Raw genomic sequence first — 12,898 nt, 5'->3', positions numbered from 1 at the left:
ATATGAACAAGCCTGTATTTTGTTGTCTGTTAACCGGTTTATGCGTGAATTACCGTAGAAAGCCTGCATTAGATAGCGCTTAACATGTGTAAGAACAGCATATAAACATATGAAGATTTAAAATAGAGAGTAGCTTTTATTATGACAAACTCAGGCCCTGTTGCGCTAATCACAGGGGCAGCAAAACGCATAGGCGCCGCCATGGCGTGTAAGCTTCATAGCGAAGGCTATCGCATTATCATCCATTATGGGCACTCTAAAGACGATGCCTTTGCATTAGCCGAAAAGCTAAATAGTCAGCGCGCAGATTCCGCTACCTGCCTGCAAGCAAACTTGTGTAACTCAGATGAAGTAACCTTGCTTGGTCAGCAGGCTCTTCGCGTTTGGGGCCAGATTAATGTTTTAGTTAACAATGCGTCTAGTTTTTACCCTACGCCAGTGGGTGAAATTTCGGAAGAAGATTGGAGATCTTTAATAGGTAGCAACGTTAAAGGCCCGCTGTTTTTGTCTCAAGCTCTGGCGCCAGCGTTGCAGGAAAGCAAGGGCTGTATTGTTAATATGGTCGACATGCATATTGACCGCCCACTTCCCAAGCATAGCGTTTATTTGCTTGCTAAATCGGGCCTTGCCTCACTTACCCAGTCGTTAGCGATAGACCTGGCGCCACATGTGCGCGTGAATGGTATTGCGCCAGGGGCAATACTGTGGCCAGAACGTGAAATGGATAGTGAAGAAAAAGACAAACTTTTGTCGAGTATTCCACTTGGCGAACTCGGTACACCTGAAGATATTGCCAATACCCTTTCATTTTTGACATCGGCTTCGTACATTACTGGGCAAATCATTTACGTTGATGGTGGGCGCGGCCTTTACACCGGAGCATCAGCGTGAAGGCTTCTTGGGTAAATGCTTTTCACCTTAACGGGTTAGAACGTAACGCTCGCAAAATAAAAGGCATGGCCCGGGTTGGCATTATTAGTGTGGGGCTGTTTACCTTACTTGGCTGTTTTGGAGGCGGTACCGTTAAACAAAGCATTGAAGATTATGCAGCTCGGCTTTCTCGTGTGCTCGATGTTTCCTTACCCGACTCCTTCAATGAAAAAATCACTACACCGCTTCCCAAGCTTGCTGACTCAGCCACGCTTAAACACACTATTGAAGGGGTAAGCATTAATCTACGTGAATTTTATGCTCTGCAAGATTGTGAATTAGGTACTGTTGTGGCCGAGCGCAATACGTCGTTGGGCAAAAGCCAGCTGCCGTCGCAAAGATTGGCATATGAAAGCAAGCTACTTACGGCACTAAAAAATTGTGAAGCAGCGCTTGCAAAAGATGGCAACGCCGACCAAAACAATGGGGCACTGGCCTCGACCATCGCGTTGTGGCGTAAGCAAAAGTCACAAGATTACAGCAAGACGTGGGCAAACCTTATCCAGGGAAGTCAGGAATTGCGTTTAGCACTTAATACCCCTGAACGCTTGATGTCGGTTGAAAATAACAAAGATGCCCTGTCGAGTGTTAATGCCCTGTATTACCTTGATAGCTTAAACAACAAAAACGAACGCCCTATAAACAGCAGCGAGTTAGAGCAGCAGCTTCAAATTATACGCTCAGCCCGATTACCCGCTACGCTTTGGCACACTCAACAAACCTTAACGCAAAACCTCTCGCTGCTTACAAGTATGCTTGCTAGTGAGCTTGATGCCGTGAGTTGCCCAGAGGGACGTGCCAGCGACCAAGCTAAAATATTACGCAATGTGTTTTATCTGTTTTTTATTGAGCAAATACAGCCCGTAGGTAGTTTGGTGAATCAATACCACTATAAGCTAGCACCATTATGGGAAGACTGGCTTGCACAACCTTTGCTGCATAAAGAATTTAAACGCTATATCAAGCAACAAACACAAGACGGTTTCACCGAATACAGCAACGCCATGAAAGCGCATGTAAACCTATGGCAAAACTTTCTTGGTAGGTGCAACTTATCACCTGTAGCACCCGTTTAATTAAGCTAACGCTTGCACTAAAGAATATTTTCACCAGCCTCTGGATCTCTCGACCTACGGGCTTGCTCTCTAATTTCATGCGCTTCTGACGATACGTCATCTTGCGTTGACAGGCGCTCTTCAGGGCTTTCGTTGTAAGCTGTGTTTTTAGGGTTGCTACTGTGTTTTCGCTCGGAGTTTTGCGCTAACGCATCTTTTGGGTTAACCGAATAATCACCGGCGGCGCCATGACCTAACGGGTTCTTCCCCTTATTATTGCTTTCAATGCTGGGACTATCACTGCCCTTAGCCTGAGAACGTTCATGGTTTGTAGTGTCAACGTTGTTCTCATTAGTTGTTTCTCGGCCGCCAGAGAACCCTGTAGACACGCTTCCCTTATCTTCTAGGCTTTCTTCTTTTCTTCTTTGCGAACCTGTCGCTTCATTTTGTTCAACACGAAGGTTTAGGCCCTCTGGGAATATACGCTCTCTCGCGTCATCAGGCATACTGATGTTAGCGTCTAAGAATGCTTGGGTGATTTTACGCATTAACACTGACGCCATTTTCAACACGCTGGTTTTCTCTACATCTACCCAAAAATAAACCTTAATGTTGTAAGTTGACGAGCCTAATTCATCTATCAGAATTTGCGGTTCGGGATCTTTTAAAACGTTGTCTTGACTTGCTGTGATCTTTTGCGCTATTCGCTGTGCCTGCTGAATATCAGAATCATACCCTACGCCGATAATAAACTGTCCTCGCATAAGCGGGTTGGCCGTTAGGTTTTTGATTACCCCTTTGTAGATTGTGGCATTGGGTATTTGAATATGATTACCATCGAAGTCGACCAAGGTAGTAGCCCGTGCCGTGACTTTTTGAATAATTCCCGTGAAATCGTTAATTTGAACGATGTCACCAATTCTAAAGGGGCGTTGAATAGTAAGCAGTAAGCTTGATATAAAGTTTTCTGCAATATCGCGAAAAGCAAAGCCAAGAATAAGCCCTACCACGCCAGTACCGCTCACCACGGCGATAGCAAACCCGGTTAGCCCGGCCAAAAACAAAAAGAGATAAATGCCGAGCAGAATTAATACCAAGCTAACGCTTCGCTGTATGACCGAACGCAGCAGCGCAGAGGTGGTTGTACGTGTTAACGGTTTAACTATAACCTTTGCAATATGTGGCGCTAATAGAATAAACGCCACCATAATAACCAAACCTAAAGCCAAGCCAGGTAAACGATAAATAAAGCTATCCCAAAGCTGAGAGAGTAACGACTGTGCACTGGATAAACTGCTTATTGCGCCACCGTCTTCGCTTTGTTGAAGCAAAGTTTGTATAAAGCGTTCGCTTGAAATTGTATCGGTTTGCGTAAAAGAAAGCCCTACTCGCTTGTTTAGAAAACCGGGTAATAATAATTGCTGGGCACTGAACATCACCTCACTCCTTGGCGTTCATGTGTATTGATTTTTACTACAAATATCTACGACGCAATAACCAAATAAGATCCCAAACCAATGGTAAACAAAAAGCTTCCCCATAGGGCATGTTCAACAACTACAACCGGCGTAGAGTTGGTTTGCATATACCGATAACCAAAAATGCCCCCGCCAATCCAAGAGACCACAACTGCTACCCAATTACCGTATACCAAGTGTGCTAGACCGAATAAAAAAGTGCTTAACGCCCATCTCGCGTATTTAGAAGGCAAGATTTGCTTGTAGCGATGAAAGAAATAGGTGCGAAAAATAATCTCTTGGGGGATCACCGAAACAATGGGATAAATCAGCAAGGTCGCCACCCACATCCACGGCTGATTCATAGGCCAGTGAAGAAACAGTTCGGGTTTTAAAAAGTAAACCACCAGCGCCAGTAAACTTGCCCATGGCAAAAATAACTTAAGCGTACTTTTAAAATGTATTCGATAGTCTTCCCAATGCCACAATTTAAACCGTTTAAATTGTTTATCTGCTAACAAGACAGCTAAACAGCAAATTCCCATCACCCCTAAAATAGGCATGAGATAATTTGCAAAATGCTTAATCCAGTAGAGAACGGCAAAAGGGATCGCTACAAATAATACGATCAATTCAGACCACAACTTTGCCACAACTAACCTCTTTCTCTCAGTTATATTGACCTTGTTCTTATGATTCTCCGGACCATTTGCGCCTTTAGAACCGAGGACAGATCAACAATACAATTACCAACCGATGACACTTTTATGAATTTTTACGGTTAATATGTATGAAAGTGTAGTGCCAATTTGCAAAGCTTGAGTAAGTAATTAGATGCTACTTTAGCCCTATAAAATATGCAGTGCATGTAAGCCATTATTAGGCTTACATTTTTAAATGTGAATGGGCCCTTCACGGTGCAGAACAAGGGTTTGGATATGGACCGTTCGTAGTTGTTTTAGCTAAAACCTTAATCGTATTTGATACGAGATAGTGGGCCACTTTCACGTAGTGTTTGTATATCGCACAAAAGTCGTGAAATAATTGCGCTAGATGTATAAGGCGATACCAATGACAAAAAGTAGCCCTAGCGACGTTTTACAACAAATTGAAAAACACTATGCCTCGTTATCCCCTTCGGGCAAATCTATTGCGCATTATATTCAGCAAAACCCCATTGCCGTATTAAGCCAATCCACATCACTCATTGCCGAAAAAACGGGAACGTCGAAAGCCACTGTAAGTCGTTTCTTTCGCCAATTAGGCTTCGATTCACACCAACAAGCTAAAGAAGCCCTTGTGCAGCTTCGCGAGCAAGGCGTGCCGGTGATAAGCCCTTCTAGTGGCGTTTTGCAACATGAAAGTGATAGTAAAAACCTAGCCAATACTTTCGAAGGGACGTCGTCAGAAGCATTAAGCGACATTGCAAAATTACTCGCTTCAGCGGGCCAGGTTACGTTGATTGGGTTTCGCAACGCTTACCCCATTGCCCTTCATTTTAGGCAGCAGCTTAAACAAATAAGGGGGTCGGTTCGCGTGCTTCCACAGCCAGGACAGACACTGAGCGAAGATATTATTGACCTAACCAAAAACGATCTTGTGGTGCTTTTCGGTTTTCGTCGTAGAACCCGTCAATTTAAGTTTGTTTTAAATAGCATAAAACATTGTAAAACCGTACTTATTACTGACCCGACAGGACAAGGTTATCGCCACGATGTCGACCACCTCATTGTCACCCATATTGGCAGTGACTCACCTTTTGATAGCTATGCTGCACCAATGAGCTTAGTCGCATCACTGTGTAACCTTACCTATGAAGCTTTAGGCAGCAAGGCAGCAGACCGTGTTGACGCTATTTCCGACATCTATGTTCAAATGGATGAATTGGAGAGCCTAAAGCGTTAACACTTCCCATAGCACATTTTTTAAGCAATACTATGGTAGTGTGAGTAGCAGAGAATTGTTATTTTGCAAGCAGAAATGGAACTTTTTTGCTAAAAAATAGGTATAAGTCACGTTGACTTGTATTTAACTGCTGAAAGCGTGTTGTTGGAGTGAATATGGATAAAACGCAAGTGGTCATGGAAGAAGCTAACGGTGTGCTAGACTTTTGGTTTGGCGAATTATCGCCTGAACAATGGTTTACGGAAGATGCGGCACTAGACAAAACAATTACATCGCGATTTTCTTCGTTGCTGAAAGCAGCGATGCTCGGAGAGTTATGGCCCTGGCGCGCCACTGCGACGGGAAGATTAGCCGAAATAATTCTTCTCGATCAATTTTCAAGAAACATCTATCGCAACAAGCCAAATGCATTCAGCGCAGATAGTATTGCTTTAGTGCTTGCGCAGGAAGCCGTAAGCGTGGAAGCAGATAAGGTACTCACTCCTAAACAGCGGGCATTTCTTTATATGCCGTTTATGCACAGTGAATCGCTAGCTATTCATGATGTGGCAATGGAACTGTTCTCTCAAGAAGGCTTAGAACAAGAATTTACCTTTGAAAAACGCCATCAACAGGTTATTGAAAGGTTTGGCCGCTACCCTCACCGAAACGCTATATTGGGTAGAGAGTCAACTTCTGACGAAGTGGCTTTTTTGAAGAAGTATCCTCAAGGGTTTTAATGCTCGTGTAGGGGTTGTCTTTAGCGCTTACTTCTGGAGTTTTGACCTAAGTATCTATTACTAAAGCGCACCATACTAATTTATATCCTGTGATTTGGCCGCTATTTCATCTATTTACGTTGTTTGTGTTTTTAGGCGTTACCAATTTAGCGGCATAGCTTTTTTAACTCATCTTTTTTGGTTTGTCTTTTTCGACTTATCTTTTTCAGTTTATCTTTTTCGTTTATCTCTTTCGTTTATTTAGGAGTAACGATCGTTTCTATTGACTTTTTAATGAAACAGTTGTTTCATGGAGTGAAGACGAATAAAGAAACATCAACTAATAAGAATGCGCTGTGAGCTCTCCTTTTGTACTGAAGCCCTGTGATGCAACGTTCACGCAGGCAATTAACAATCTAAAAGCAACCTTTAACTGCTATGACCCCATTGAGGATGAAACTTCGTCATCTAGTAATGGGCAAAAGCAAGCAGTGGCTTGTGGCTCGACAAGTGAGCGCCACCATGCTCACCAAGCGCTGTGCGGTTTGGGCCTTGCGGTCAAAGATTTGTTTCATATTCAAGGTTTGCCAACCGCGGCGGGTAATCCTGATTGGTTAGCAACCCACCCGATACCAGAAAGTACAAATAGTTGTGTTGCAAAAATACTAAGTGCAGGTGCCGCGTTTAAAGGTAAAACCATTACCGATGAACTGGCCTACAGCCTACATGGGCAAAATAAACATTACGAAACGCTCGTAAACCCAGTGGCGCCAGCACATATTCCTGGAGGTTCTTCGTCGGGCTCTGCAGTAGCTGTTAGCGCACACCTTGCCGACATTGGTCTTGGCACAGATACGGGCGGCTCTATTCGGGTGCCGTCTAGCTATCAAGGGTTGTGGGGACTTCGCACTACACATGGCGCAGTAGCTTGCGACAATATGGTAGCACTTGCGCCTTCGTTTGATACTGTAGGCTGGATGACCCGCGACCTAGACACGCTAACTAAGGTTGCAAACGTTTGTTTGAATAGCGCAGCGCAAAGCGAAATATCAGAAGCACCTAAACTTGGCATAGCAACCCATTTGTTCGAGCAAACTGCTCACAAATCGCTATGCAAAACCTGGCTTTCAGCGCTTGCTGAGCCAAACGACTGCATTGAGCTGCCTGAAGCACAGCTTAATTTAGATACATTAAAAACTGCCGCTACATTTCGCACTTTACAAGGTAGCGAGATTTGGCAGCAGCATGGCGAATGGATTGAAGACACTCAACCCAATATCGCTAAAGATATTATGTTGCGTTTGGATTGGTGTAAAACCATCACTGCCCAAGATATTCAACAGGCTAAAGCGCAACAATCTGTGGTAATAAACCATATAAATACACTGTTTGAAGAAATAGATGTATTGGTTATGCCCACAACACCCGGCGTTGCACCTCGTTGCGACGCTGATGAAACGACGCTGGCAAATGATAGAAACGCTCTGCTTGCACTTACTGCTATAGCTGGGCTTGCGGGTTTACCGCAGCTTCATTTGCCGTTGTTTACCCTACACAATGCCCCATGCGGATTATCGCTTGTGGGCAAAAAAGGCAACGATCTTGCACTTCTCGCGTTAGCAAAAAAGCTAACCACTCGCTAAACGTGCACAGTGTGCTGGCCTTATTTAAGTCACAGATAAATCGTACTTAAATAGGGCATAAAGCATCCTATCGCATTCAAGTTGAAAGTAGAAAGCGGAAGTAAGACCTAAACGCACGTCAATTTGCCCGCATTAGGCTGAATATGACGGCGTGGTTGCTGAGTTTTTGAAGGAAATAATTATGAGTGAAAAACCTAATATCGCGTTTACAGCGCCTCACTTTGCGGCGTCGCAAGTAGGCTTAAACATTCTTGAAAAAGGCGGCACAGCCATTGAAGCTATGGTTGCAGCAGCTGCCTCTATCGCCGTTGAATACCCCCATATGAACGGTATGGGCGGCGATGGTTTTTGGCTAATTAGTGAGCCGGGTAAAAAACCTATTGGTATTGATGCATCGGGCGTGGCGGCACAAGGCGCAACGCCAGCGTTCTACGAGGGTAACGATGCCATACCTAGCCGAGGCGGAAAGTCTGCACTGACCATGGCAGGTGCCGTTGCTGGTTGGAAAGCTGCACTTGAAATAAGTCATGGATGGCAAAGTGGTTTACCGCTAAGTACACTTTTCGACACGGCAATAAACCAGGCTAACTGGGGAATTGAGGTTACACAAAGTTTAGTCGATGCCAGCAACAAAACCTTTGACGAACTAAGCGCAGATGAAAACTTCGATCAGTTTTTGATTAAAGGTAAAGCCCTTAAAAAAGGCAAAATATTAAAGTTAACAAAGCTTTCTGAAACGTTGAAACACCTAGCAGAAAAAGGGCTGGATGATTTTTACCACGGTGAGTTGGCTTCAAAACTGGCTGAAGATTTAGAAGCGGCAGGCTCCCCCATCCGCCTTGAAGACTTCAACAACTACAAGGCAACCATTGTTGAGCCTTTGTCAGTTTCTACCAGTAAAGGCAAGCTTTATAACCTGCCTGCACCAACGCAAGGTGTAGCATCGCTTATCATTTTAGCGCTTTATGACAGAGTTCAGCATTTAGGTAGCACCGACGCCGACATGGTGCATCTACTCATTGAGTGTACAAAACAAGCCTTTATTGCACGTAACGCAAACGTAACCGACCCTTCTCGTACGCCGGTAAGTTTACAAAGCCTGCTGAGCGACCATGTACTTGATGAGATGGTAAAGAATATCTCACTAGACAAAGCCCTGCCATGGCCACATGAAGCCAAGCACGGCGATACCATTTGGATGGGCTGCTGCGATTCAGAAGGACGTATGGTGAGCTACATACAATCGCTTTATTGGGAATTCGGTTCAGGCGTAGTAAGCCCGCAAACGGGTATCGTTTGGAACAATCGAGGCACCTCATTTTCGCTAGACGCTAACAGTAACCAATATTTAGCGCCGGGGTTGAAGCCTTTCCATACATTAAACCCAGCTTTTGCAGAACTTATTGATGGTCGCCGTATGAGCTACGGCACTATGGGTGGTGAAGGTCAGCCGCAGACTCAGGCGGCACTTTTCGCCCGCCATATTTATCACGGACAGCCTATTGCTAAAGCAATATCTCTTGGCAGATGGCTTCTAGGCAGAACATGGGGCGATCAAAGCCACAACCTAAAAGCCGAGCGTGACCTGGTTGAATATGTAGGCGAGAGTTTGCTTGCTAGGGGCCACGATATGGTGACGGTAGACCCTTGCAATGAATTAATGGGCCATGCTGGCGCAATCATTCGTGATACAGAGGGCACTGTAAGCGGCGCAAGCGACCCTAGAAGCGACGGTAAAGCCTACTTAGGGCATCGCTAGTTTCGTTACTGCGTTTAAGTCTTGCCGTTTACGTTGTAGTTACTAAAACGCAATCGCTAAAACGCAGCATGTACAAAATAGTTAAAACAACAAACGTTAAAGAGAAAGAAATCACATGCAGTTTTTAATGGATAACCTTACGGTTATATTATCGCTTGCGGGAACAGGCGTATTTGCGGGCATACTGGCAGGTATGCTCGGCGTGGGTGGCGGCATTGTTATTGTGCCGGTACTGTTTTTCTTATTTCAAGCCCTTGGTGTGTCGCCAGAAAGCGCAATGGTTATAGCCACAGCCACTTCACTTGCGACAATTGTTCCTACTTCAGTTAGCTCTATTCGCGCTCACCACAGTAAAGGAAACGTAGACTTTGCTTTGTTAAAAGCGTGGGCAATATTTATTTTAATTGGCGTGCTTGCAGGTAGTTATGCGGTTACGGTGGTTAACCCAACATTCCTGACATTGCTATTTGGTGTTATCGCAACCTTGTCAGCACTTAATATGCTTATTGGCAAGAAAGACGCCTTATTTAAAGGGCTTCCGGGCCGTGCGGGTCAGTCGGTTATGGCAACCTGTATTGGGCTGTTTAGCTCTATGGTGGGTATTGGCGGCGGCACGTTAACCGTACCTACCCTTACTTTTTGTAACTACCCAGCGCATAAAGCGGTGGGCACAGCCGCAGCGGTTGGCCTGATCATCTCGCTTCCTGCGGCACTTACCCTGCTATTTGTAGGTACTACACCTGCCGATGCGCCCTTTGCTACCTACGGCTACGTAAACTTACTGGGCTTTGCTTGCATTGTTCCACTTACCGTGTTATTTGCGCCACTTGGTGCAACTATCGCCAACAAGCTAGATGCTGGTTTACTTAAGAAAATCTTTGCCGTTGTTCTTATCATCACTGGCTTGCGCATGCTAGCGCAAGTGCTTATCTAGGAGTGTTCTAATGTCTACAGGAGCATCTACAAATACGTTCGCACCACTTAATCCGCCACCTCGACTACTAATGGGCCCGGGGCCAATTAATTGTTACCCACGTGTATTAAGCGCGATGTCTACCCAGTTAGTAGGGCAATATGACCCCGTAATGACCGGCTACATGAATGAGGTGATGCAGCTTTACCGCAATGTTTTTAATACGAAAAACCAGCAAACCTTTCTTGTTGATGGTACGTCGCGCGCTGGTATTGAAGCTGTTTTAGTTTCAGCGATAGAACCGGGCGATAAGGTGCTTGTACCTATCTTTGGGCGTTTTGGCCATTTACTTGCCGAAATTGCTGAGCGTGCTGACGCTGAAGTACACACCATTGAAGTACCTTGGGGTGAAGTATTTACACCTGAGCAAATAGAAGCCGCAATAAAAGAAGTAAAACCTAAGCTTCTTGCCATAGTACAAGGCGATACGTCTACCACCATGCTTCAACCGCTTGAGAATATTGGTGCTATTTGTGAAGCGCACGATGTTTTGTTTTACTGCGACGCTACAGCGTCAATAGGCGGTAACCCGCTAGACGTAGACGCATGGAAGTTAGACGCGGTATCAGTTGGCCTGCAAAAGTGTTTAGGTGGTCCATCGGGCAGCGCACCTATTACACTAAGCGACAAGTTTGTTAAAACCGTGCGTACCCGTCATCACGTTGAAGCAGGTATTCGCGATGCGCATCATGAAGCCGCACGAGGCCCTAAAATTCGCTCAAACTACTTCGACTTACCTATGATCATGGATTACTGGGGCGAAGAGCGACTAAACCACCATACCGAAGCGGCTAGTATGCTTTATTGCGCACGGGAATGCGCACGTGTGCATATAGAAGAAGGCCAACAAAATGTTATTGCTCGCCACAAAGTGGCCGGCGATGCCATGCTTGCTGGTATTCAAGCCATGGGCCTTGAGCCCTTTGGCGATTTGAAACACAAGATGTACAACGTTGTTGGCGTACACATTCCAGATGGTGTTCATGGCGAAGAAGTGCGCGAAACCTTGCTTCTGCGCTTTAACATTGAAATTGGTACTAGCTTTGGTCCGCTAAAAGGCAAAATTTGGCGCATTGGCACCATGGGCTACAACGCCAGGGAAGACGCTGTTCTTCACACACTTCAGTCACTTGAAACTGTGCTTCGTATGCAAGGTTTTGAGCTACCTGCGGGTAAAGGGGTAGATGCAGCGATTAGCGTTTACGCCAAGGCCAAAGCTGCAGGAGTCGCGAATGGGTGAATTCGTAGAATTTACTGAACTGGCGACACAGGTTATGGCGAGGTGTGAGACATTAGGCACAATAAGCCAAGACCCAACCTGTCTAGACAGGCGCTACCTGACTGATCAACACAAGCTTGCGAATCAACTGGCCTCTGGTTGGATGATTGAAGCGGGTATGACTACGTGGCAAGACGCTGTGGGTAATATTTGGGGACGCTATACATCAAGTGTACCCAACGCGCCGCGATTAATTCTAGGCAGTCACCTCGACACTGTGCCTAACGGCGGAAAGTACGATGGCATGCTTGGCGTGGTCGCTGCAATTTCACTGGTGGCCATGTTTGACGGTACGCAAACTAAGCTCCCTTTTCACATCGACATTGTTGGCTTTTGTGACGAGGAAGGCACACGGTTTGGCACCACGCTACTAGGCAGCCGCGCCTTAACGGGCAAGTGGCAAGAACAATGGCGCCATTTAAAAGATGAAAATGGCGTGAGCCTTGAGCAAGCCATGGCGAACTTTGGGCTTAATTTCGATGCGGTGAATAGTGCGGCCATCTCGCGTACTGACATTTTAGGTTATATAGAGCTTCACATAGAGCAAGGCCCTGTTTTAGAGCAAGAAAACTTGCCTGTGGGTGTGGTAAGTGCCATTGCGGGTGCGAAACGCTTTAACTTTACGGTAGAAGGTATGGCTGGTCACGCCGGTACTGTACCTATGTCAATGCGTCGTGACGCCTTATGTGCAAGTGCAGAAATGCTACTTGCTGTTGAGAGTATTAGCTTACAACGCCCGGGCGTGGTAGCTACCGTAGGGAAAATTGAAAATGCACCTAACGGCGTTAACGTCATTTCTGGTCGCACACGTTTCTCCCTAGATATTCGAAGCGAAGATGACAGTTTGCGCGATTCAGTATTGGCAGAAATATTGCAAAAATTTGATGACATTGCGCAATCTAGACAAGTAACACTTACTCGCGAGCAAACCCACAGTGCGCCTGCAGTACATTGCGATAGCCAGTTAAAAGACGCGTTAGTTCGCGGCGTAGAGGAAAGCGGTATTGCACCGCGAATTCTTGCATCTGGTGCAGGTCACGATGCTATGGCTATTGCAGATATATGCCCTGTAGCCATGTTGTTCACACGCTGTAAGGGCGGCATTAGCCATCATCCTGCTGAGTCTATTACCAGTGAAGATGTAGCAGCAAGTTTGTCAGTGCTTTATAGAACTATCGGCAAGCTTAAGCACGCGTAAT

General features: G+C 45.6%; 11 protein-coding genes. 9 read left to right on the top strand and 2 right to left on the bottom strand.

Going from position 1 to position 12,898, the window contains the following annotated elements; all coding sequences use genetic code 11:
* The first annotated feature begins 141 nt into the window (after nt 1–141).
* Both E5672_RS04980 and E5672_RS04975 read left to right on the top strand, forming a co-directional pair.
* Nucleotides 142–891: a pteridine reductase gene (locus tag E5672_RS04980; protein WP_136781194.1), complete on the top strand. Its 750-nt coding sequence runs from the start codon at nt 142–144 to the stop codon at nt 889–891.
* Nucleotides 892–956: 65 nt separating this feature from the next.
* Nucleotides 957–2,006 carry a DUF3080 family protein gene (locus E5672_RS04975; RefSeq protein WP_136781437.1) on the top strand — a complete coding sequence of 350 codons (1,050 nt, stop codon included), beginning with the start codon at nt 957–959 and terminating at the stop codon, nt 2,004–2,006.
* Nucleotides 2,007–2,023: 17 nt separating this feature from the next.
* On the opposite strand, the gene E5672_RS04970 is transcribed toward E5672_RS04975, so the two are convergent.
* Nucleotides 2,024–3,421 (bottom strand): mechanosensitive ion channel family protein, encoded by a 1,398-nt coding sequence (locus E5672_RS04970; protein ID WP_136781193.1) that lies wholly within the window; start codon nt 3,419–3,421, stop codon nt 2,024–2,026.
* Between the two features lie 47 nt (nt 3,422–3,468).
* Nucleotides 3,469–4,095: a CPBP family intramembrane glutamic endopeptidase gene (locus tag E5672_RS04965; RefSeq protein WP_136781192.1), complete on the bottom strand. Its 627-nt coding sequence runs from the start codon at nt 4,093–4,095 to the stop codon at nt 3,469–3,471.
* A 418-nt stretch (nt 4,096–4,513) separates the two neighbouring features.
* Here E5672_RS04965 and E5672_RS04960 point away from each other — a divergent pair, with 418 nt between their 5' ends.
* The 7 genes from E5672_RS04960 to E5672_RS04930 all read left to right on the top strand — a co-directional run bounded on the left by E5672_RS04960 (nt 4,514) and on the right by E5672_RS04930 (nt 12,897).
* Nucleotides 4,514–5,347: a MurR/RpiR family transcriptional regulator gene (locus E5672_RS04960; protein ID WP_136781191.1), complete on the top strand. Its 834-nt coding sequence runs from the start codon at nt 4,514–4,516 to the stop codon at nt 5,345–5,347.
* 155 nt (nt 5,348–5,502) lie between these two features.
* Entirely contained in the window at nt 5,503–6,066 is a 564-nt protein-coding gene (locus tag E5672_RS04955) for a DUF924 family protein (RefSeq protein WP_136781190.1), read from the top strand.
* Between the two features lie 335 nt (nt 6,067–6,401).
* The gene (locus tag E5672_RS04950) at nt 6,402–7,688 is read left to right on the top strand and encodes an amidase (protein WP_136781189.1); all 1,287 of its coding nucleotides are present in this window, start codon (nt 6,402–6,404) and stop codon (nt 7,686–7,688) included.
* 181 nt (nt 7,689–7,869) lie between these two features.
* The gene (locus E5672_RS04945; protein ID WP_136781188.1) at nt 7,870–9,447 is read left to right on the top strand and encodes a gamma-glutamyltransferase family protein; all 1,578 of its coding nucleotides are present in this window, start codon (nt 7,870–7,872) and stop codon (nt 9,445–9,447) included.
* A gap of 115 nt (nt 9,448–9,562) precedes the next feature.
* Nucleotides 9,563–10,381: a sulfite exporter TauE/SafE family protein gene (locus E5672_RS04940; RefSeq protein WP_136781187.1), complete on the top strand. Its 819-nt coding sequence runs from the start codon at nt 9,563–9,565 to the stop codon at nt 10,379–10,381.
* Nucleotides 10,382–10,391: 10 nt separating this feature from the next.
* Nucleotides 10,392–11,660, top strand: a complete 1,269-nt coding sequence (locus E5672_RS04935; protein ID WP_136781186.1) for a pyridoxal-phosphate-dependent aminotransferase family protein — start codon at nt 10,392–10,394, stop codon at nt 11,658–11,660.
* The gene (locus tag E5672_RS04930) at nt 11,653–12,897 is read left to right on the top strand and encodes an allantoate amidohydrolase (RefSeq protein ID WP_136781185.1); all 1,245 of its coding nucleotides are present in this window, start codon (nt 11,653–11,655) and stop codon (nt 12,895–12,897) included. Before E5672_RS04935 ends, E5672_RS04930 begins: the two co-directional genes overlap by 8 nt.
* Nucleotide 12,898: the final 1 nt, after the last annotated feature.

The sequence above is a fragment of the Alteromonas portus genome (assembly GCF_005117025.1).
Lineage (GTDB): Bacteria > Pseudomonadota > Gammaproteobacteria > Enterobacterales > Alteromonadaceae > Alteromonas > Alteromonas portus.
Note: the sequence above shows the minus strand (reverse complement) of the source record. Positions and strands in the feature narration are given on the sequence as shown.